General features: G+C 43.5%; 25 protein-coding genes. 9 read left to right on the top strand and 16 right to left on the bottom strand.

Annotated features, from left to right (window positions below; all coding sequences use genetic code 11):
* Positions 1-302 precede the first annotated feature (302 nt).
* Together M1D72_RS14645 and cobB are read left to right on the top strand one after the other, a co-directional pair.
* Positions 303-698 carry a DUF3305 domain-containing protein gene (locus M1D72_RS14645; protein ID WP_456295646.1) on the top strand — a complete coding sequence of 132 codons (396 nt, stop codon included), beginning with the start codon at positions 303-305 and terminating at the stop codon, positions 696-698.
* A gap of 111 nt (positions 699-809) precedes the next feature.
* Positions 810-1,526: a Sir2 family NAD+-dependent deacetylase gene (gene cobB / locus M1D72_RS14640; protein WP_390189914.1), complete on the top strand. Its 717-nt coding sequence runs from the start codon at positions 810-812 to the stop codon at positions 1,524-1,526.
* A 65-nt stretch (positions 1,527-1,591) separates the two neighbouring features.
* Here the strand turns inward: cobB and M1D72_RS14635 are convergent, their stop codons facing one another.
* The 4 genes from M1D72_RS14635 to potA all read right to left on the bottom strand — a co-directional run bounded on the left by M1D72_RS14635 (position 1,592) and on the right by potA (position 5,624).
* Positions 1,592-2,629, bottom strand: coding sequence for an extracellular solute-binding protein (locus M1D72_RS14635; RefSeq protein ID WP_456295645.1), 1,038 nt, complete (start codon positions 2,627-2,629; stop codon positions 1,592-1,594).
* Positions 2,630-2,873: 244 nt separating this feature from the next.
* Positions 2,874-3,650, bottom strand: coding sequence for a spermidine/putrescine ABC transporter permease PotC (potC, locus tag M1D72_RS14630; protein WP_456295644.1), 777 nt, complete (start codon positions 3,648-3,650; stop codon positions 2,874-2,876).
* The gene (gene potB, locus M1D72_RS14625; protein WP_390189921.1) at positions 3,650-4,507 is read right to left on the bottom strand and encodes a spermidine/putrescine ABC transporter permease PotB; all 858 of its coding nucleotides are present in this window, start codon (positions 4,505-4,507) and stop codon (positions 3,650-3,652) included. The genes potC and potB overlap by 1 nt, the downstream gene beginning before the upstream one ends.
* Positions 4,491-5,624: a spermidine/putrescine ABC transporter ATP-binding protein PotA gene (gene potA, locus M1D72_RS14620; RefSeq protein WP_456297399.1), complete on the bottom strand. Its 1,134-nt coding sequence runs from the start codon at positions 5,622-5,624 to the stop codon at positions 4,491-4,493. The genes potB and potA overlap by 17 nt, the downstream gene beginning before the upstream one ends.
* 317 nt (positions 5,625-5,941) lie before the next feature.
* Between potA and M1D72_RS14615 the strand changes: the two genes are divergently transcribed.
* The 3 genes from M1D72_RS14615 to M1D72_RS14605 are packed head-to-tail and all read left to right on the top strand — an operon-like array spanning position 5,942 to position 8,227.
* Positions 5,942-6,751: a hypothetical protein gene (locus M1D72_RS14615; RefSeq protein WP_456295643.1), complete on the top strand. Its 810-nt coding sequence runs from the start codon at positions 5,942-5,944 to the stop codon at positions 6,749-6,751.
* Complete coding sequence (locus tag M1D72_RS14610; RefSeq protein ID WP_456295642.1) at positions 6,744-7,559, top strand: glucosaminidase domain-containing protein; 816 nt, start codon at positions 6,744-6,746, stop codon at positions 7,557-7,559. Before M1D72_RS14615 ends, M1D72_RS14610 begins: the two co-directional genes overlap by 8 nt.
* Positions 7,560-7,570: 11 nt before the next feature.
* The gene (locus M1D72_RS14605) at positions 7,571-8,227 is read left to right on the top strand and encodes a DUF2987 domain-containing protein (protein ID WP_456295641.1); all 657 of its coding nucleotides are present in this window, start codon (positions 7,571-7,573) and stop codon (positions 8,225-8,227) included.
* A 69-nt stretch (positions 8,228-8,296) separates the two neighbouring features.
* Here the strand turns inward: M1D72_RS14605 and ttcA are convergent, their stop codons facing one another.
* From ttcA to ccoN, 11 genes are all read right to left on the bottom strand, one after another.
* Positions 8,297-9,229, bottom strand: coding sequence for a tRNA 2-thiocytidine(32) synthetase TtcA (ttcA, locus tag M1D72_RS14600; RefSeq protein WP_390189926.1), 933 nt, complete (start codon positions 9,227-9,229; stop codon positions 8,297-8,299).
* 156 nt (positions 9,230-9,385) lie between these two features.
* Positions 9,386-10,333, bottom strand: a complete 948-nt coding sequence (uspE, locus tag M1D72_RS14595; RefSeq protein WP_456295640.1) for a universal stress protein UspE — start codon at positions 10,331-10,333, stop codon at positions 9,386-9,388.
* Positions 10,334-10,465: 132 nt separating this feature from the next.
* A complete protein-coding gene (locus M1D72_RS14590) occupies positions 10,466-11,215 on the bottom strand; it encodes an FNR family transcription factor (RefSeq protein ID WP_390189929.1) in 750 nt (249 codons plus the stop codon).
* Positions 11,216-11,313: 98 nt separating this feature from the next.
* Positions 11,314-11,979 carry a sulfite exporter TauE/SafE family protein gene (locus M1D72_RS14585; protein WP_456297398.1) on the bottom strand — a complete coding sequence of 222 codons (666 nt, stop codon included), beginning with the start codon at positions 11,977-11,979 and terminating at the stop codon, positions 11,314-11,316.
* Positions 11,979-12,143 carry a cbb3-type cytochrome oxidase assembly protein CcoS gene (ccoS, locus tag M1D72_RS14580; RefSeq protein WP_456295639.1) on the bottom strand — a complete coding sequence of 55 codons (165 nt, stop codon included), beginning with the start codon at positions 12,141-12,143 and terminating at the stop codon, positions 11,979-11,981. Before ccoS ends, M1D72_RS14585 begins: the two co-directional genes overlap by 1 nt.
* The gene (locus M1D72_RS14575) at positions 12,143-14,518 is read right to left on the bottom strand and encodes a heavy metal translocating P-type ATPase (RefSeq protein ID WP_456295638.1); all 2,376 of its coding nucleotides are present in this window, start codon (positions 14,516-14,518) and stop codon (positions 12,143-12,145) included. Before M1D72_RS14575 ends, ccoS begins: the two co-directional genes overlap by 1 nt.
* Before the next feature lie 6 nt (positions 14,519-14,524).
* Positions 14,525-15,004, bottom strand: a complete 480-nt coding sequence (locus M1D72_RS14570) for a FixH family protein (protein ID WP_390189932.1) — start codon at positions 15,002-15,004, stop codon at positions 14,525-14,527.
* A 68-nt stretch (positions 15,005-15,072) separates the two neighbouring features.
* On the bottom strand, positions 15,073-16,059 hold the full coding sequence (gene ccoP / locus M1D72_RS14565) for a cytochrome-c oxidase, cbb3-type subunit III (protein WP_390189934.1): 987 nt from the start codon (positions 16,057-16,059) through the stop codon (positions 15,073-15,075).
* The gene (locus M1D72_RS14560) at positions 16,059-16,232 is read right to left on the bottom strand and encodes a cbb3-type cytochrome oxidase subunit 3 (RefSeq protein ID WP_390189935.1); all 174 of its coding nucleotides are present in this window, start codon (positions 16,230-16,232) and stop codon (positions 16,059-16,061) included. Before M1D72_RS14560 ends, ccoP begins: the two co-directional genes overlap by 1 nt.
* A gap of 9 nt (positions 16,233-16,241) precedes the next feature.
* Positions 16,242-16,862 carry a cytochrome-c oxidase, cbb3-type subunit II gene (ccoO, locus tag M1D72_RS14555; protein ID WP_390189939.1) on the bottom strand — a complete coding sequence of 207 codons (621 nt, stop codon included), beginning with the start codon at positions 16,860-16,862 and terminating at the stop codon, positions 16,242-16,244.
* Positions 16,863-16,876: 14 nt separating this feature from the next.
* On the bottom strand, positions 16,877-18,304 hold the full coding sequence (ccoN, locus tag M1D72_RS14550) for a cytochrome-c oxidase, cbb3-type subunit I (protein WP_390189941.1): 1,428 nt from the start codon (positions 18,302-18,304) through the stop codon (positions 16,877-16,879).
* A 259-nt stretch (positions 18,305-18,563) separates the two neighbouring features.
* Between ccoN and M1D72_RS14545 the strand changes: the two genes are divergently transcribed.
* Positions 18,564-18,935, top strand: coding sequence for a hypothetical protein (locus M1D72_RS14545; RefSeq protein WP_390189943.1), 372 nt, complete (start codon positions 18,564-18,566; stop codon positions 18,933-18,935).
* Between the two features lie 154 nt (positions 18,936-19,089).
* Here the strand turns inward: M1D72_RS14545 and M1D72_RS14540 are convergent, their stop codons facing one another.
* Positions 19,090-19,458: a DUF3693 domain-containing protein gene (locus M1D72_RS14540; RefSeq protein ID WP_456295637.1), complete on the bottom strand. Its 369-nt coding sequence runs from the start codon at positions 19,456-19,458 to the stop codon at positions 19,090-19,092.
* A 170-nt stretch (positions 19,459-19,628) separates the two neighbouring features.
* Between M1D72_RS14540 and M1D72_RS14535 the strand changes: the two genes are divergently transcribed.
* The 3 genes from M1D72_RS14535 to M1D72_RS14525 are packed head-to-tail and all read left to right on the top strand — an operon-like array spanning position 19,629 to position 21,401.
* The gene (locus M1D72_RS14535) at positions 19,629-19,853 is read left to right on the top strand and encodes a hypothetical protein (RefSeq protein ID WP_456295636.1); all 225 of its coding nucleotides are present in this window, start codon (positions 19,629-19,631) and stop codon (positions 19,851-19,853) included.
* Positions 19,846-21,108 carry a replication initiation factor domain-containing protein gene (locus M1D72_RS14530; RefSeq protein ID WP_456295635.1) on the top strand — a complete coding sequence of 421 codons (1,263 nt, stop codon included), beginning with the start codon at positions 19,846-19,848 and terminating at the stop codon, positions 21,106-21,108. Before M1D72_RS14535 ends, M1D72_RS14530 begins: the two co-directional genes overlap by 8 nt.
* A complete protein-coding gene (locus M1D72_RS14525) occupies positions 21,096-21,401 on the top strand; it encodes a hypothetical protein (RefSeq protein ID WP_456295634.1) in 306 nt (101 codons plus the stop codon). Before M1D72_RS14530 ends, M1D72_RS14525 begins: the two co-directional genes overlap by 13 nt.
* The last annotated feature ends 242 nt before the right edge of the window (positions 21,402-21,643 follow it).

Genomic DNA, 21,643 nt, shown 5'->3' with positions numbered 1-21,643 from the left:
AATAGGTGGTGGCGTATTTTGGACCTGCAACAATCAATAGGAAATGACATTTGGTGTCATCATTGAGATTGTCGCACTCAATGAAACGGGCAAACGCGATGGTAGCCAAGCAAAATATTCTCCTGATCAATACCTCCCGTAACTCACTGAGGAGGTGAATAATGTATTGAAAATGATTCACTTATTGCGTCTTTTCCTAATAAAAGCGAGCACGGTCAATTTTTAAACCGATGGTTGTTGGTGGCGAAGAGAAATAAACTAAAGTGTAATTAAATAGATGCATCATACTGTAAAGGTGGGGCATGGCGAGCACAACGAAAGCAATAAAAACGCAATGTAGTTGGTTAATAGGCTGCAATCTAAAAGAGCATCAGATTACGACAGGTATTGGGGAACTGACACAATGGCAACTGGTGGGATTTGATTTAGAAGCTCAACAAACTGATTCACACACAGCAACATTGGCTTTATCCCGTGTACAAGAGTTCGATTATCGAAACAATCTATTTTCACTGAGCCCGAAGCTGTATCTTATCATCGAGGCGTCACGTGATCTTTCTAGCCCGCTTATTATTCAACTGTCGGCTTCTAAATCGGTCGCTAACGAATACATGAATAGCGAATACCTTGTTTTAACCAACGAAATGCCTGGACCAGTACAAGCCTGGTTGGCCGATTTTGTGTGCAGTAAACATTAAGGTAAGGTGCGAAATGCCTCAATAGTAGACCATGGTCTTATTTTTCAAGGCTATTGTTCATTAGGCTAGAGTGCTAAGCTATTGTCAACTGAGATTTAGCAAGGAAGCCGTATGAAATTTCCTTATCGAAATATTGTGGTCTTAACGGGCGCGGGCATTTCCGCAGAATCGGGCATTCAAACCTTTCGTGCTCAAGATGGTCTCTGGGAAAATCACCGTATAGAAGATGTTGCGACGCCTGAAGGGTTTGCTCGCGACCCAGAATTAGTTCAAGATTTTTATAACCAGCGCCGCCGTAAGCTGCAAGATCCGGCAATACAGCCTAATCCTGCGCACATTGCGCTTGGTCGCCTAGAGCGGGAGCTTGAAGGGCAGGTCACGGTGGTCACTCAAAACATCGATAATTTGCACGAACGAGGCGGGACAACCAACATCATTCATATGCATGGTGAATTATTGAAGGCACGATGTAGTGAGTCGAACCAAGTGATTGAGCACAATGACGATATCCATATGGGCGAGTTGTGTCATTGTTGCCAAATTCCAGCTCAAATGCGTCCACACATTGTTTGGTTTGGCGAGATGCCACTGCGTATGGGCGAAATTTACCACGCGATCGAGCAAGCTGATTTGTTTGTATCAATTGGTACTTCAGGTGTTGTCTATCCGGCTGCCGGTTTTGTTCATGATGCGAGAATGCATGGCGCCCATACCATTGAAATCAACCTAGAACCAAGCGCCGTCGAAACCGAGTTTGAAGAAAAGCGTTATGGTAAAGCCAGTGAGGAGGTACCCAAGCTGGTGGATGAGTTGTTAGCAATGCAGTAGCTACTGTCATCTTGTTCCAATAAAAAAGCGGCTCTACGCCGCTTTTTTATATTATCCATCGAAACTTAGTTGCCAACTTTAAGTTTTTGGAAGTATTCATCATAAAGTACGCTTGCTTCACCCACTTCGTCTTGCCATACCCCTGAGTCCATCACATTTTGTGGAGGGAAGACGTTAGTGTCATTCACAAAATCACTCGGTAGGAGGTCATAGGCGGTTTGAACCGGTGTTGGATAGCCTATTTCTAGGGCAATTTTGGCAGCGTTTTCAGGTCGCAGCAAGAAATCGATCATCTTATGAGCCGCATCGATATTTTTAGCGCCTGTTGGAATGGCAAGGCTATCCATCCAAAAGATAGTCCCTTTTTCAGGCCAAACGATATCGATCGATGCGCCTTCTTGACGTGCCATGTACGCTGAACCGTTCCACAACATACCGAGCGAGACTTCACCTGCAAGATAAGGGTTCGCTGGGAAATCAGAATTGAAAACCAAAACATTAGGCATCAATTTCTTTAACTCTTCATAAGCTGCTTTAATTTCATCAGGGTTAGTCGTATTTGGAGAGTAACCCAGTTTAGTTAATGCGATATGGAAAACTTCACGTGAGTCATCCATCAACATCAGCTGACCTTCCCATTTACTGTCCCAAAAATCGTCCCACTTAGTGACGCTTGATTTATCAAGCATATCCGAGTTAATGCCGATACCGGTCGCTCCCCAAATATAAGGAATCGAATAGCTGTTATCTGGATCAAACGGCTTGTTTAAAAAGTTGGCATCTAAATCTTTAAAGTGGTTAAGTTTGGACTTATCAATCTTCTGAAGCATGCCTTCTTTACGCATTTTGGAGACAAAATACGTGGAAGGGACAACAAGATCATAACCAGAGCCTTGCGTCTTCAATTTGGCATACATACTTTCATTCGACTCGTAAGTCGAATAGATAACTTTAATACCCGTTTCCTTTGTAAAATCCTCTAGCACTTCATTAGGGATATACTCAGACCAGTTGTAAAAATACAATTCCTGATCGTCGGCCATAGCAGATGAGGTGAAGAGACTCGCCGCGCAAAGTGCGCCCGCAAAGAATTTACGTTTCATTTCAGTTCCGTTTTATTTGGCTACGCTTGCCGTAGTCTGGGTGAAAATGAATTTATCGTGACGATAAAAGTGACAAACAGGGTAAGTATATCAGCGAAAAGCAAAATAGGGAGTCTAGAACAAGAAGTTTACTGTCGTCAGCTTAGGAATTAGCCAACTTTACCGTCATCGGTTTACAAATGATTCGGCGGTCTTGGAAGTGATACAAAAAAGCAGCAGAAACGGTTATCTGCTGCTTGTGAGTTTATTTTAAATCGTGCTTTTCGCGTGCTATCAGCTGAGAAATGATGACTAGAATCAAAGAGACTACCAGCATCACGGTTGCTAGTGCATTGACCTCAGGAGATATACCCACTTTCACCATTGAATAGATTTTCAAAGGCAATATTTCATAGGTTGGGCCTGTAACAAAAGAACTAATAATCACATCATCAAGTGACAAAGTGAAACTCAGTAGCCATCCTGCAGCCACGGCTGGTTTTGCCAATGGCAACAATATTTGCTTTAAAATGACCCATTCACTCGCTCCTAAATCTTTGGCAGCTTCAAGCATTTTAACGTCAAAGCCATTCAGTCGGCTGTACACGGTGACCACCACAAACGGAAGACAAAAGGTGATATGAGCAATCAATAATGTAAAGAACCCCAAATGGGCACCAAGAACCAAAAACAGAGCCAGCAAAGAGATAGCCATCACGATATCTGGGGACATCATTACCACAAACAGCAGTCCATTTACGGCAGCTTTACCTTTAAATTGATAGCGAAATAGAGCTACTGCCGTTAAGCTTCCGATTATCGTTGCTGCTGTGGCCGAAAATACCGCGACGTTAATAGAGTGCCACGCGGCTTGCATCAAGCTATCGTTGTTGACTAACGTTTCGTACCACTTCAGAGTGAAAGCATCCCAACGCATGCCAAACTTGTTGCTGTTAAATGAGTTAGCAATAAGCACGATGATAGGGAGATAAAGAAACGCATAAACCAACCCCATAAAGCTAAAGCGAATAGTGCGTCCCATTAGTTCAACTCCACTTTTTTGTTCAGCAGCTTACCGGCGCGATAGTAGGCATAAAGCATGATTGCCATTGCAATGGTTAGAGCGATACTCGTTGCGGCTCCAAAAGGCCAGTCGCGCGCGTTAAGTACCTGACTCTTAATTACGTTACCAATCAACAGATTTTTAGCCCCGCCAAGAAGATCAGAAATATAGAACATACCAAGTGCGGGTAACATCACCAGCAGGCACCCTCCAACGATTCCCGGCATGGTCAAAGGTAAAACGACTTTGAGTAGCGTTTGAAGTTTGTTCGCGCCAAGATCTCTCGCGGCTTCGATGTAAGTGTTGTCGAGTTTTTCAATGGCAGAATATAACGGTAAAATCATGAACGGTAGCAAGATGTAGACTAAGCCAATCATCACGGCCACCTCGGTATACATTAGACGCAAAGGTTTATCGATAATATCCAAATAAAGTAAAGACTTATTGAGAATGCCTTGCGTGCCCAATACAATTTTTAATCCGTAAGTTCTAATTAACGAATTGGTCCAAAAAGGCACGATGACTAAAAACAACATAAAAGGGCGCCAGCGTTCTGGCATTTTAGCCACGATATAAGCAAACGGATAACCAATGATTAAGCATAATACGGTAGCAACACCCGCCATATAAAACGAATGCATAAGCACTTTGGCGTATAAAGGATCGGCAAGGCGCGCATAGTTGTCGACGGTGAACGTCAGGTCAATTAGGTTCGCTTCGTCACGAGTTAAAAAGCTAGTGGCGATAATCATCACATTGGGTAGCAGTACAAATAGGCCTAGCCACCCAACAACTAAGGTAATAATGGCGGTTTGAAGATTAAATTTGCGAGTCATCTTTGAGTACCACTTCCCAGCTTTCAACCCAAGTAATGGCCACTTTTTGGCCAAGTGAGTGATCCACATCAGGATCATCTTCATTAAAGAACTCGCTGACCATCACTCGGTCCCCTGACTCGAGTTCGACAACGGAATCGAGCGTCATCCCCTTGTAAGTACGTTCGACCACATGGCCAACGATCCCTTTTTGTTCGCTTTCTTTAATTTCTTCAATTCGCAAATCTTCAGGACGCAGTAAGACTTGAAGTTTATCACCGGCCTGGGCGCTGTGTTGGTAATAAACGACAGACTCAACGCCCTCAATTTGGGCACGGATGCGCTTGTCATCAAGGCGCTCTATCATCTCAGCATTAAACACATTTATCTCGCCGATAAAGCGCGCTACGAATAGATTTTTAGGCTCTTCATAAATTTCTCGTGGCGTGCCATCTTGTTCTATTACGCCTTCACGCATCACAATAATGCGATCCGACATGGACAACGCTTCTTCCTGATCGTGAGTAACGAAAATAAAAGTGATACCGAGCTGACGTTGAAGCTGTTTGAGCTCAATTTGCATCTGCTTACGTAACTTGTAGTCTAATGCCGATAAAGATTCATCCAGCAACAATACTTTCGGTTTGTTGACCACGGCACGTGCAATGGCAATTCGTTGTTGTTGGCCGCCAGACAATTGATGAGGTTTACGCTGAGCCATGGTTTCTAGGCGAACCATTTTCAATACGTCCATCACTCGCGGTTCGATTTCAGATTGAGGCACTTTTTGCATTCGCAAACCAAACGCGACATTGTCATAAACCGTCATATGTGGGAATAGGGCATAACTTTGAAATACAGTATTAACGTGTCTATGCTCAGCAGAGATTTGAGTAACATCTTGCCCATCTAAAACAATGCTTCCGTTATCGACGGATTCAAATCCAGCGATCATGCGAAGTACTGTCGTTTTTCCGCAGCCAGAAGGGCCGAGAATGGTAAGAAACTCACCGTGGTTTACGTCAAGATTAAGTTGACGGATGATCTCCTTATCATCAAAGCTTTTTGAGACGTTAGTCAGCCGCACCACGGGTGGGGTCATTTGTGTTTGCTCATTCAATGCCTGTTTTTCTCCTATTCTGTCAGGGAAAGCGATGTGATATTACGCCCAAATTTTCGACGAAATTAGGCGCGCATGATAATCCTCAATATAGTGAAATTAAAGCAATTTATGAGGGCTCAAAAGAAAAAGTTTTTACTCGTAAAGTAACGAATTTTTACTTTACTTATTTCCACTGTGCAGCCGGGTCAATTATTATCCATACAGACCATAAAGCAAGTGACTTAAGCGAGGTTATGATTTTCGTAAAAGCGCGCTTTAGGTATAATAAAGCTAATATTTTATCAACTACTTAGCTCCTTTAGATGACTTCACGGAGTTATGGATTATCCGTAATGAATAAAGATATAAAAACTGATTTCAACTTAGGTGGTACGATCGAGACCGCACTTTCTGGTCAATATGAGTTGAAAGTCGGTAGTGTATTAAAAGAAGCTTGGCAGCAAACCATCAAACATTTTGTCTCTTTTTCCCCAGCTATCATTGTGCTTTTGGCTCTTCAAGCGCTGATTTTTTATATTGCGTTGAAACTGCAACTTGGTGACTTAGGGATTATTGTCGACTCGCTTTCTGATCCGGAAGCTTTTAACCAAAATGTGGTGCAAGCCATTGTGATGGCCAACTTCAGTTATGAAGTCGTCAGTGCGCCTATTTATGCTGGTATTTGCTTGATGGCGATGAGCCATGCTGCAGGCCTTAAAACTCAGCTCAAGCACATCAGTAAAGGGCTGCAATTTACGGTACCTGTCATTATCGTCACACTGATCGGACTAGTGATCCAGATCCTTGCCGGTATGTTACTTCCATTCCTTTCCTTGTATTTTTCACTTGCGTTCAGTAATACCATTCTGTTGATATGCGAGAAGAATATTCCACCAATGCAAGCTTTACTGTTGTCACTGCGGGCGGCAAACAAAAAGTTGCTGACTTTGGCTGGTGTATATTTCGTCATTTTAGTCATGTTTGTTATCGCCGCGATGTTTTACGGCATAGGTTTAATTTTCGTCCTTCCGTTTTTCTTCCATGCGAAGGGGGTGATTTATCGCAATATGTTTGGGATTCGCCTGAAAATAGTTTCCACTGGTACCCACAAAGGCAGCGGTGGTGATGACGACAATAACAACTCACAGGTATTTAATGCGTAAATCCGAATTCTTCGCACTTGTGGCAACTGTTTTGGTTGCCACGTATAGTTTTATCTCATACCAAAATAAGCAGCAGCTCCAATTTACGGTCTCTCATGACTGGCCGATCATCCCGAAAAAAGTCTCCACGCCACCCGACTTCAGCGCAATTCGCGATGTGGATACAAAGAAGCAAACCTTCTTTGACTACCTTCGCCCTGGAATTGCTTGGGAAAATAAACGCATCCTTGAAGAAAGAGTGCAACTAGAGCACGTGCGCGAACGCTTTCAGAATATGACCTTAAACGCGAAGAATATGCGTTTTATCAAAGAGATCGCAGCTCGTTACAACGTCAAGTTAGTTGAAGAAGGGATTGATAATGTGTTGTTTGACCGTCTTCTCAAGCGCGTAAATATAATTCCTGAGGGATTAGTCTTGGTACAAGCGGCGAATGAGTCTGCTTGGGGAACGTCACGTTTTGCCAAGCAGGGTAACAACTTTTTTGGGCAATGGTGTTATTCCTCCGGATGTGGCTTGGTGCCGATGCAGCGTTCCGATGGCAAAAGTCACGAAGTGGCCAAGTTTAAGTCGGTTCAACAGTCGATTCATCGTTACTTTATGAATGTAAACCGAAATCGTGCTTATGAAGATTTACGTGAAATACGCCGTCAGCGTCAAAAGCAGGGAAAAGAGTTACACTCGGTTAATGCGGCCATGGCTCTGGCGGATGGTTTACTGAAATATTCTGAAAGAGGTGACGACTACGTCAACGATCTTAAAGCGATGATTCGGCATAATGAGCACTTCTGGCAACATGAACAAGAGTAATCAGCCGTAATATGCATAAAACGCTTAGCACACTATTCATTGGCGCAGCATCCGTCTGCGCCTCTTTTCATCTGTCCGCCCAAGAGTATATGTTTACCTATTCAAAGTTGTACTCGCAGATGAAATCTAATGCGTCAGAAGGTCACGATGACGTGAAAATCGCTTTCTTCTTCGTGAATGCGCAGAACAAGAATTTGTGCCCAATAAACAAAGCATGGATGGAGAAAGAACAACACTATGAACGCCTAAAAGTATCTGAAAATCATGAACTTTTGGTACCGATTGATAGTAACCTACGCCAGGCAAATCCTTTAGTCTTTGTGGATACGCCTCAAGAGTTACAGTGTGACTTTTCTATGGTGGTAATGACGAAACAATCACTCCAAGGCCGTGTGACAGCGAACGAAATGGCGCGAATCCTTCCACAAATGCAAACCTTACTTGAAGATTTAGGCGGAATGTTTGCCAGTTGGTTTACTCCAGAAGTAAAAGGATTAACCTTTGAGTTTACAGAGATAAACAGCGGTGAAGTGGTTTTGTCTGATGGGCATTCTGTGCCAATAACCAACGGCAAGGCACAAGTCCTATTAACTCAGCTTCAAGGTGGGTATTTAACGTTGCCAGCCGAAACATCTCGAGTATTGCCTTATCTTCCTGATGCCGATTAACATACCATTTTGCTGAAAAAAAGAGGCGACATTAAGTCGCCTCTTTTTCTATCAAAGATAGTAATGGCATTAAATATTGGTTACATCAAGCTGAAGGCTAGGGTCAAATTCATTCACCAACTCATCTTCAACAGTAGGTGACGCTGGCATATCTTCTTTATCAAAACCGATATCACCGCCGTTAATCACCCCTGAATCTTTATCAATCGATTTGAAATCGAACAGTTCAAAATCGGCAAGATGGCTTGGGACAACATTTTGCATCGCTCGGAACATGGTCTCGATTCGGCCAGGATAACGTTTATCCCAATCATTGAGCATCTGCTTAATCGCTTGACGTTGCAAGTTCGGTTGGGAACCACATAGGTTACAAGGAATAATAGGATAAGACTTCATATCAGAATATTTTATGATGTCTTTCTCACGGCAGTAGGCAAGGGGACGAATCACGACATGTTCACCATTATCTGATACTAACTTAGGTGGCATCCCCTTCATTTTTCCGCCATGGAACATATTCAAAAACAACGTTTCAAGAATATCGTCGCGATGGTGACCAAGCGCTATCTTAGTCGCGCCCAATTCTTTCGCCGTACGATACAAGATGCCTCGACGTAAACGAGAACACAAAGAACAGGTGGTTTTACCTTCCGGAATTTTATCTTGAACGATAGAGTAGGTGTCTTCTTCAACAATCTTATACTCAACACCAAGGCTGTCTAAGTATTCAGGAAGAATGTGTTCAGGGAAACCGGGTTGTTTTTGGTCTAAGTTAACAGCAATTAATGAAAATGAAATCGGCGCACTTTTTTGCAAACTCATCAGCATGTCTAGCATGGTGAAACTGTCTTTACCACCAGAAAGGCAAACCATAATACGATCGCCATCTTCAATCATGTTGAAGTCTTGGATCGCTTGTCCAGTGTTGCGTCGAATGCGTTTTTGCAACTTATTAAAGTTGTATTGCTGCGCTTTACTTGGCTCTTGCTTTTGTTCAGTCATTAATTTCTGCTTCATTAATCTTCAAAACGAAATGAGTGGGTATGATACGGATATCTATTACAGATTCCACAATAAATGCGAACTCAAGCCAAAAAAATCCTCGCGATGAAAGCGAGGATTTTTGAGACACTGTTATTGCATATAAGCCCAAAATGGTTAAACCGCCTCTTTAGGATCGAGCGGACTTACGTATCCCGTTGGTTTCAGTGCCAAGATATCGCAATCAATTTTATCAATAACGTGTTCTGCTGTATTACCGATGAATACGGCAGAAAGCCCGGTACGTCCTGTCGTGCCAATAATAACCATCGCTGCGTTTAATTTCTCAGCGGTTTGAGGAATAATTTCCTCCGGTAACCCTTGCTCTACGACAGTTTGCTCTTCATCAAACCCATGTTTTTGTCGCAATGATTTCATTGCGGTTAAGTGATGACCTCTCACCGCATCAGTATAGGTTGTCGGATCAAACTCTGGCAATTCAATCGTAATATTGGCGGGCGTGATAGGATAGGCATTCACCAAATAAGGCTTGGCGTCCAAACGCTCTGAGAGGCTTTGCAGCTGTTCGACCATTTTGTCATTGAGGTCAATGTGCGACTCCATCTCAGAACCTACGTGGACCGAGGCCAAGATACTGGCGTCTTTCGGCCAATGGGCATTTTTCACTAAGAGTACAGGGGATGGACATTTACGAAGTAAGTGCCAATCCGTCGGCGTAAAAATCACCGACTCAAGAACATCATGTTTTCGTGTTCCTTTTATCACAATATCGTGTTGACCTGAAAACACTTCTGCAATGATGGCTTCGTAAGGTCGATTATGCCACACCACCTTAATGTCGAAATCAAAGTTGTCCGTTAAGTAGGGCTCAGCGACCGTTCTCATCCACTGTTCACGTTGCTGGATAACTCCTCGCCGCATTGCATCTCGCTCATCAGACGATAGCATGGATGTCATGTCATACGAGAAATCGTATATGGACAGGAAGAAAGTAATTCGGCTTCTTGAACGGCTCTTTTCCGCAAGTTGAATAGCACGAATTAGGGCAGGTTGTTCATCGTGATTGATATCAGCGACTACTAAAATCTTACTGTAAATACTCATATTTACTCCTTAATAACGAGGAGACCCTTATGATTACTTTAGCTTAGTTTTGGCAGAGATGATGAGGAAAAATTAGAAGTGGATTGAAGAAGTATGACGCAGCTCAGCTTTGAGCTACGTCATTGAAGTTTATTAAGAATCTTTAGATACGCCAGCCAATTCCATCAACGCATCATGATTAAGAATGGTGATATATTTACCTTTTACACTGAGGATTTCCGATTTTTGGAAACGCCCCAATAAGCGACTGATGGTTTCCACCGTCAAGCCAAGATAATTACCGATATCACCACGAGTCATGGTCAAACGAAATTCACGAGGGCTAAAGCCACGTTGTGAGAAACGAGTGGATAGGTTATACAAGAATGCGGCTAAACGCTCTTCTGCGTTTTTCTTCGATAACAACAGAATCATTTCTTGGTCGCCTTTGATCTCATTACTCATCAAACGCATGATTTGCTGACGTAACTTTGGCATTTTACCTGAGAGATCGTCTAAAATTTCATAAGGAATCTCACAAACCATAGAGGTTTCTAACGCTTGAGCAAAGCTTGGGTGAGAGTCTTCCGTAATCGCATCAAAACCAACCAAATCGCCCGCGAGGTGAAAGGCTGTAATCTGCTCGTCACCTTGTTCTGTTATGGTATAGCTCTTAATGGTACCAGAACGGATAGCATACAAGGATTTCAACTCGTCTCCAGCTTTGAAGAGCTCTTGTCCTTTCTGAATAGGTTTTTTACGCTCAATAATTTCGTCAAGCTGATCCAGCTCGGTTTCATTGAGAGTAAAAGGAATACAAAGTTGGCTGATACTGCAGTCTTGGCAGTGAATTGCACAGCCACCAGATTGAACGCGCTTTGTTGCTGGTTTCTCTGAAATCATAATAACCTTGCACTAATTTGATATACATCAACATTTTAGCATCCATTAAAAGTAAAGGATAGCTAAAAAATACCTATAAATTCAATCAACTAACAATTTTAGTTGAGCATATTGATACTTTCTATGAGTAGGAAGGCAGCGTAAATCAATAGTAAAGTCGCAGCAAGGGAGCGAAACCATTTAGCCTGCTGCCATTGTTTAAAATGTGGAGCGCCATAGCCAACCAATAGCATAGCTGGCAGAGTGCCGAGCCCAAAACACAGCATGATCATCAATCCGTTGAGCGCGCTACCTGACACCGCGGCCCAGGTTAATGTGGAATAAACAAGACCACACGGCAGCCAACCCCAAATAAATCCAAAAGGCACTGCGTGGAACGGAGATTTTAGAGGAAGAAGGGATTGACCAAATGGAGAGATTTGGCGCCAAAGAGCCTGTCCTAGAGCTTCGATTTTCAGTAATCCTTGCCACCATTGACCAATATATAAAGCCAGCATGATCATAAACAGTGCAGCAACAATTCTAAGCCACACTAACCCCTGATTAAGCGAACTGAGACTCGCTATAGTCGCAAATGCGCCGCCGATTAACGCACCAAACAGCATATAACTTGCAATTCGTCCGAAGTTATAAAGCAAAGGAGTCCACTTAGATTGGTGAGGTTGGCCTAAGCTTAACAGTGACGCTATCCCGCCACACATTCCCATACAATGGCCAGCTCCGACAAAACCAATCAAAAAAGCGGCAAACCAATCAGTATTTATCATGGGTTGTCGCGATCCGATTTTTCATCGTCATCAAATAAAATGTTGTGTCCTTGACGCTCGAGATCTTCAAATTGTTCACTTTTTACGGCCCACACAAATATGCCTATCGCTAAACAAACCAACAAAATCGCGATAGGGATAAGGATATAAAGGCTTTCCATTATTTTGAGCTCGCTTCTTTTAAAAGACGCAATGAGTTAGATACTACAATAATTGAGCTCGCAGACATACCAACCACAGCAAAATAGGGCGCAATAAAACCTGCTACGGCAAGTGGCAAAATCAGCGCATTATAACCCAGCGCCCAAGCAAGGTTTTGGTGAATGATCCGCCGAGTAAAACGAGCAAGTTCTCGAGCTTTCATGACTTGCCCAAGGTTATCCCCAAGCAGAACCATATCTGCAGAGGCTTTTGCTATGTCGGTTCCGCCGCCCATAGCAACGGAAAGATGAGCACCAGAAAGCGTTGGTGCGTCGTTAATGCCGTCACCGATCATCATGGTGACACTGTCACTTTTTAGAGTGGTTAGATATGCTAGTTTATCTTCCGGGCTTGAATCTGAAATAACGTTATCAATACCAACTTGTTGTGCAATATTGTGTGCATTTGAGGCGTTATCGCCCGTTAATAAGGTGATTTGAATATCACTCGCTTTAAACGAATCAATCAATGCTTTTGCATCCGAGCGAAGTGGGTCGTAGTAATAAAATTTGGCGATAAGCTGAGCATTCTGAGATAAATAAATTGCCGTTTCGTTTGACGTAAACTCAGAATCTAGCGCGAAACTGGCTTTACCGATTCGAATGGTATTTCCGTTATAAATCGCTTGAACGCCTAAACCAATTTTATTTTCTACTTGATCAACTTCGATACTCGCATCTTTGTATGGCTGAAAAGCGCGGGCGATAGGGTGGTTAGCGAAAGACTCTAACGCAGCAGCAAGCTTTAGCGCATCTTGTCGCTGCCAATCTTCGAAGACTTCAACATGATGAAGTTGAATATCGCCTTGAGTTAATGTCCCTGTTTTATCAACGATCAGATGGTTGACTTTACATAAGGTTTCAAAGACATGCGCTTTTCTTAGAATAATACCAAGCTCACCCATGCGTGATGCAGCGCAGGTGATAGCGGTTGGAGTTGCTAAAGAGAGTGCGCACGGGCACGTCGCCACAAGGACCGACAGCATAATCCAAAACGCATCTTCTGGGCGATGTTGCTGCCAATAGAACCAGGTTGCAGCGGCCGTCAATAATAGCCCTCCAACAAAATAGCGTGCGACAATATCCGCTAATTCAGCAATTCTAGGCTTGGAAAGCTGTGCTTCATCTTGCAGACGAATGATACTGGCTATTCGAGATTGTGCTTTCGATGCAGTAACCAATAGCTCAAACGCTTCTGCACCGTTCAAGGTACCTGCATAAACTTTATCATCAACGTGTTTAGCAACCTGTTCAGATTCTCCCGTTAACATCGATTCATCGATATGTACTTGGCCGCTAATAATCGTACCGTCTGCTGGAATATGTTCACCCGGTAGCACTCGGATTTTATCGCCCGATTTAAGCGAGCGTACAGCAATCGTCTCACCATCTAAAGTCGTTGCCATGGCGGGAATCAGCTTCAATAAATTGCCACTGGCTGCCGCAGCTTTGCGCCTTGCGCGCATTTCAAGAAAGCGGCCAACCAGCAAAAAGAATGTGAACATCGAAATGGATTCGAAAAAGACCTCACCTTGCTCTGTGACTGTCGCAATAAAGCTGGCTATATAAGCAAAAAGTAGAGCAATGGACACAGGTACGTCCATTCCTAAGGTGCGTCCTTTGATACTTCGCCAAGCACTGACATAAAACGGCGAAGCAGAATAAAGTAAGACAGGGGTTGCGAAGATGAAACTTACCCAGCGAAAGTAATTACGAAACGAAGTGTCTAGGTCCCCAAATACTTCAAAATACAGTGCCACGGCAAGCATCATCACTTGCATAGTGGCCAAACCCGCTACGCCTAATCGATATAAATATTGTTTCATCGACTGATGATAGATTCGTTCTTGCTCGTCAGCCTCAAACGGCGCGGCTTTATAGCCCAGCTTTTGAATAGCCGTTAAAATTTCGCTTAAACTTGTTTGCTCTGGAGACCATTTTAAGTGCGCTCGGTGGGTTGTGGTATTGACGCGAATCTCGATGACGCCTGACTGACGCATCAATTGCTTTTCTATAAGCCATGCACAAGCCGCGCAAGATACCCCCTCTAGTGACAGCGTCACCTGTTTGGCGTTATCGATGTCGTGAACAAAATCTAATTGGACATCTTCGTTGTCATAATAGGCGAGTTGACTGAGCTGCTCTGGAATTAAATCCGCTTTATCGGCCGTTTGAGTTCGATACTGGTAGTAAGAGACTAAACCACTATCAACGATGGTTTGTGCGACAGATTGACAGCCAGGACAACACATGGTGCGTGGCTTGTTTAATATTTCTACACTATAGTCCGTGCCGACTGGTACATCTTCACCACAGTGGTAACACGTTTTGCTCATACGACCTCAATTAATAAGAGGAACAGGTGAAGGGCTAGGGAATTGAACTCGACCTTGAATTAACCATGACTGATCATGAGGTGTGACTTCGATAAACCATGGGCCTTGAAGTTCACTGTCCAAATCAAGCCGGTAGTTCCCATTGGCGTCCGCACTGAGCATTCGAGAAAAGTCGCGATCGGGTAAAGTCCGATGCGCAAACATAACGTTAAGTGCGGGGTAATGCGTTAGCTGACCTTTATCAAAGTGAACAACGATCTGTTGCCCCGTAGAGGCGATAGTCGCTGACAGCTCCTGAGATTTAGCAGCATCAATTTTCGATAAATCGATATTAATACCTTTCCCTTTTTTATAGTAATCCTCGGTGACCAAAGAGACAGAATTCTGAGAAAAGACAATGACCGTAATTATCGTCCAGATAACAACGATGGACGGTAGAATAATGAGAAACCAGGGCCAAAACTGCTTATACCAAGGCTTTACCATAAAAAAGATCTCAACATGAATAGGGGGGAATATGACCGGCCTCATGATGAAGCCGGTACAGCTTTCAATTATTGCTCTTGTGAGTCCGAGTTACTTAAGCTCCAAACATAAGATGCGACAAGCTGAATTTTGTCTTCGCCGAGAATGTCCTTCCACGCAGGCATTACACCAGAACGGCCATTCATCACGGTTTCCGTAACATCAGCTCGAGTACCACCAAATAGCCAATCTCGGTCAGTTAAGTCCGGAGCGCCAACTGCAGGGTTACCTTTACCATCTGTGCCATGGCAAGCTGCACAAACCACGAAGCGTTTTTGACCAGCTTCAGCCTCACGTGCATTCACTTTACGGCCGGATAAGCTCAGCGTATAACTGACCACTTCCTGAACACCCTGCTCACCAAGGGCATCTTTCCATGATGGCATTTGCCCCACACGACCATGCATCAGAGTTGTTACGATCGCTTGCGGCTCGCCACCGTACAGCCAGGCATCATCTGTTAAATTAGGAAAACCCTTTTGTCCACGGGCATCAGAACCATGACACTGAGAGCAGTTTTGTAAAAACAAACGCTGTCCTACTTTGACCGCTTCCGGATCTGCAGCGATTTCTGGTACAGGCCTGAGCTCGGAAGAACCTTCAACATGAGCCAGCTTTCTAAATGCTTCTCCAAAATATGCGTCCGCATCATCCAACTCTTTCGCGTATTGGACCAAACGTTTTTCTTGTTGTGCATTTTGAATCGAAGCTTTTGACTCTTCTAAAGAACGCACGGTTTGATCTGAGCTTTGCCAGCCAAGTAAACCTTTAAAGTTACCCAGACCAGGATAGAGAGCAAGATAAGTCGCAGCAATAATGAAAGTACCAACAAATAGATACGTCCACCATTTAGGCAATGGGTTGTTAATTTCACGAATACCATCATACTCGTGGCCCATGTCTTTGCCTTCTTCAACGCCCATTTTATCCTTCAGGCACCAATACAAAAGCGCAGCACAGCCAAGCAACGTACCAACGGTGATGATGATAATCCAAAGACTCCAAAACGTCGTCATTACTTAGTCACTCCTTGTTCATGTGAAGGGCGTTCTTGCTCATCAGCAAAAATCATATTCGCGTCCTCCTCAAAGCGAGCTTTACGGCTTTTACCAAATGCCCACCATACGACGCCAATAAAACTAACGAACAGAACAATGGTCCAAATACTGTGTATCGTACCGATATCCATAATCGCCCCTTATTTCATTGCATGACCAAGAGATTGAAGATAAGCAATTAGAGCATCGATCTCTGATTTACCTTCGATTTCTTTTGGTGCGTTTTCAATTTGTTCATCCGTGTATGGCACTCCAAACTGATTACGGAATAACGCCATTTTTTGTTTGGTATATTTACCATCAAGCATATTTTCTGCTAACCACGGAAAACCCGGCATATTTGACTCTGGTACCAACTCACGCGGATCCATCAAGTGTACGCGATGCCACTCATCAGAGTAACGTCCACCCACTCGCGCAAGATCAGGCCCTGTGCGTTTAGAGCCCCACAAGAATGGATGCTCCCAAACACTTTCGCCAGCGACTGAATAATGACCATAACGTTCTGTTTCAGAGCGGAAAGGACGAATCATTTGGCTGTGACAAACATTACAACCTTCGCGGATATAAATATCACGACCTTCCAACTGCAATGCCGTGTAGGGTTTTAAGTTTTCTACTGGCTCAGTGGTTTGTTTTTGGAAAATCAACGGCGTGATTTCCACAAGCGCGCCTAAGCTAATCGCAAACACAATGCAGATGGCTAATAGACCAACATTGCGTTCGATGACCTCATGGCGGTTATTCGAATTACTACTCATGTTTGTCCATCTCCTTATGCTGGCTGCGAAATCGCTTTGAGGCTATCTTTTGGTGCCGCTATCGTCTTATACGTGTTGTAAGCCATTAAGAACATGCCACTTAAGAAAATAAAACCACCGATAAAGCGGACAGTATAGAACGGATACGACGCTTGAACTGACTCAACAAAACTGTACGTCAAGGTGCCATCTGAATTCACTGCACGCCACATCAACCCCTGCATGACACCAGAGATCCACATTGCCACGATATACAAAACAGTACCAATTGTTGCTAACCAGAAATGAGCGTTAACTAGGCCGACGGAGTACATGCGTTGCTGGCCAAACAGACGTGGAATCAAATGATAAACGGAGCCGATAGACACCATCGCAACCCAACCTAGAGCACCAGAGTGCACGTGACCTATCGTCCAGTCGGTATAGTGGGATAGGGCATTAACGGTTTTAATTGACATCATTGGACCTTCAAAGGTCGACATGCCGTAAAACGACAGAGAAACAATCAAAAATCGAAGGATTGGGTCATAACGTAACTTATGCCATGCACCTGATAAGGTCATAATGCCGTTGATCATTCCCCCCCAAGATGGCGCAAATAATACCAAAGACATCACCATACCCAGAGATTGAGTCCAGTCAGGTAGCGCGGTGTAGTGTAGGTGGTGAGGGCCAGCCCAGATATAAAGAGAGATCAAAGCCCAGAAGTGAACGATAGACAAACGGTAAGAATAAACAGGACGTTCAGCTTGCTTAGGGACAAAGTAATACATCATTCCAAGGAAGCCAGCGGTTAATAGGAAACCAACGGCATTGTGCCCATACCACCATTGCACCATGGCATCGACAGCACCGGAATAGATACTATAGGACTTCATCATCGACAGAGGAATCGCCATACTGTTGACGATGTGTAAAACGGCAACTGTGATAATGAACGCGCCAAAGAACCAGTTTGCGACGTATATATGTGAGGTCTTACGTTTTACAATTGTGCCGAAGAAAACAACAGCATAAGCCACCCAAACGATTGCAATGGCAATATCGATAGGCCATTCAAGCTCTGCGTATTCTTTGCTTGTTGTGTATCCTAATGGCAAAGATATTGCCGCGGAAAGAATGACGGCTTGCCATCCCCAGAACGTAAAGGCGGCTAAAGGCCCACCAAATAAACGAGTTTGACAAGTTCTCTGAACAACATAATAAGATGTTGCAAACAGGGCACTTGTACCGAAGGCAAAAATTACCGCATTCGTATGCAGCGGTCTAAGACGACTGTACGTCAACCACGGCGTATCAAAGTTTAGCTGTGGCCAAACTAGTTGAGCGGCAATCAAAACACCAACGCCCATACCGACAATTCCCCATAAAATAGTCACAAGGGTAAATTGGCGAACGACCGTATAGTTGTAGTTTTGTTCAAGCTGCTGTTCTTGGCTCATTTGCATGCTTCCAATTTTCTAATTAACTACACTTTACTTCCAACACGACTCATGTCGTAATGCCACCCAAACCGTTCAGAAAGTTGCGTTTATTCAGCGATTTAATTTTCCTGAAAAGATTTTTAAAAAAGCAGCATTTTCAGGCGATAACTATAATTCATTTAACAATTTAATGACAGGGTGGTAACCCTTACAAACGTTCAGGGTATGGGCTTTTATGTCAAAACTTTGAACTTTGTTGCATGGAGAACTTAAAACAATGCCAGCACAAAAACTGACACCGGGGCGGCTCGCACAAATAATCGTCATGTTAACCATTTTAGTTGTGGCTTTTTTCTGGAGAACATTTACTCATGAGCCTAAACAGGAAACAGACATCCAATGTCAGATAAGCGCTGGGCGCTGCATGCTTGATATCAGTGAAGAGCAAATTGAAGTGCAAAAGACGCGACAAAATAGCCTTAAAATCGCTAAGCCAGAGATGGATTGGACCCTGAGTTCCGCAAAAAACAGCGTTATGAATCGTGTAAACTACTGGGAAGTATTACTGCAACCACAACAAAGTGACGTTATTTTAACGCTAACTAACTCAAACAATTCGAATTACCTAGTTACAATTTCATTAGACTAAGGCACAGCACCTAATAATCAGGATGAGATTCGAAGATTAACAAACTGATTATTAGGTATTTTATGGTAAATAGTTATGTTTAACGCAAATAAGCCACTAATCAGAAGAGAGTATATAGAAAAAAGGAAGTGACATAATTTAGCTCAAAACCAATTTAACATAAGATACATAATGCGTACTGTGACAGGGTTTCTGTATGGGTACTGATTGCCACCGTTAAGCCTGCATAAGCTGCTGATATTCTTGATAATCCTAGCCCGTTATACTTTTTTGCAATTTCTTCCCACATTGCTTTTATCTTAGGGTTTTCATTACGGTCTGAATGGCATCCGAGCAATGCTATGTGTGGTTCTATTCCTGCACCGTTTGCGAGAAAAACTGCTTCATCATCAGTTAGTTGTCTAATTCCATTTCTTATTTTGCTTATCTTTGACGGGTCTAGGTTCAAGTCGTGAGCTATTTGCTTGTCTTGTACATAGTTTTGAGCCTTTTTGTAGGCATTTAATAGTTCATTCGAGTACATCAGCATTCCTCCTTTTGCATTATTTTAGCCTTATAAATGCCATAAATCGCATCTTGTAAGTGCGATAAATCGAAATTAAGCTTGCGATAAATCGAATTTGACCGCTCGACTCTCGACCTTGACTCGATTGTTGGGTGGTCAATCCCATTACTCACGGTCAAGGTGATTTCATGTTTTCAGACAACAAACCCGATAGAAAGCGTCCTGTTTATTTCGAGCAGCATAATGACGGCTTTTGGTGTTCTATTGATGGTTGTCCTGAGTATTTCAAAACCAAACATGAAATGTACCTTTACGCCTGTGAATCTGAGCGTGAAATCATTGAAGTCACGCACGAAAACGAGCCTCAACTTCGTCGTTCTGGCGCATTCTCTCCGGTGGTCTGTGATGAATAAAACGCTTATCGACTACGTGAGTTTTTCAGGCACACCAATGCTTTTAATGCGTTGCAAAGAAATGGCTAAGCAACGTTTCTCTCTGAATCAAGCGCCTAACCAATTCGAGTCTCAAGTTACCACAGCCATTGCCAGCCGTGAACGCTGCAAAATCGGCTACTTTGCTGAAAATCTCGCGTTGGCTCTCGGTTGCACTGAGCGTGAAAACTTCGCCAATGCCGATTTCTATTTTGAAGCCTTAGACCGTGAATTGGCTAACGCTGATATTCAGATAACCACTGATAAATCATTTAACGATTGCTATCAAGAATTAATCGCCAATATTGGGATTGATATGCTCGATGTGCTTTGTCACGGCGAAATCGAATCGTTTCTTGAATTGCTTAATGATGAAATCTCTGTCGAGGGTAACGTTTGGTCGATTGAACGGCGCGGCGGTTTCTCTGGTTATCGTTACAGTGCCAAGCTGTTATGTAATGGAACTCAAGCGGGTCTTGTTGCTTGGGGCGCGGAAAACTTCGGTTATTACGTGTCCTTTTCTGGTACTGGCTGCGCGGCAATCAAGATGGATGTTTTACATAAGGCACTCTCACAGATGCCTGACGCCCGTTTAACTCGTGTGGATATTGCGTTTGACGACTTACAAGGCGCAATCACGGTGCCTTATCTGCGCGAACAATATGAGAACGGTGAATTTATCACTCGCGGTGCTCCGCCTAGTTACAGTTATATTGAGTCAGGCGCACTAATTACGAAAGAACACACCAAGCGTTATGGCGCGGTGCCTGTTGGTGGTCGCACGTTTTATGTTGGCAATCGTCAAAACGGCAAAATGTTTCGTGGGTACGAAAAAGGCAAGCAACTCAAGTGCACTGAGTACCCTGACTGGGTACGTTTGGAGATTCAACTTGGCAACAAATCGCGTGTGATTCCACTCGATATTCTCATTGATAGCGACCCCTATTTTACAGGTGCATACCCTGCTCTCGCGTCCGTTCTTGAGGATGTTGAGCCTAAAATTATTCCCATTTCTCGCGTGGTGGCTAACGCCTCTTTTGAGCGTTTCGTTGACCATGCCAAAAAGCAATACGGCAAGTTTGTGAACTTGATGAATCTGATTTACGACTCGCCAGAACAAGTCGTTGAAATGTTGACTCGCGGCTTAACCGTTTCTGATATCCCCGACCGCTTAAATATTCCAGTCTGTCGGGATGAACACTACCAATCTGGAGAACTTACATTATGTCAAAACTAACTGTTGTCGTTATCGGCTGTGAACATGCTCAAGGCTTGTCTAAAAAAGACGATTCGCCTTACAACTTTGCTCAGGTAAATTTCCTTGCCAAAAACGAGGGTTGGAGTTCAACCAAGGGTTCATGTAAAGGCGTTGGAATGACGCAAAAACAAATCCAAATGAACCCAAGCCCACAGCTTGTTGCTGCGTTTGAGCAAATCTCGGCTAAGTTCCCTTGTCAATGTGAGTTGACCTTAGAGGTAGACCCATCGAACCCACAACGTAACCATGTGGTCGATGTAAAGGTTATCTAATGTGTTGCCCTGTGCTGGATGGGCGCAGCTCGTCCGGCACAGGGGAACAAGTAACAACTCTTAAAGGCAATTTGTTATGACGGAAACGCAATTTACTGAATTAATGACTCGGCTTGATAACTTCCAGTTAATGGTTTTTATCGGATTGCTCTTTCTGTTGATTGGTGTCGGTTGGTTCGTTGGAGGTCAAAGATAAATGTTGAGTATCGAGTTTATGGTCGGCGCATTCGCCGCAGCATTTA

This window comes from Vibrio sp. AK197 (genome assembly GCF_053903115.1).
Note: the sequence above shows the minus strand (reverse complement) of the source record. Positions and strands in the feature narration are given on the sequence as shown.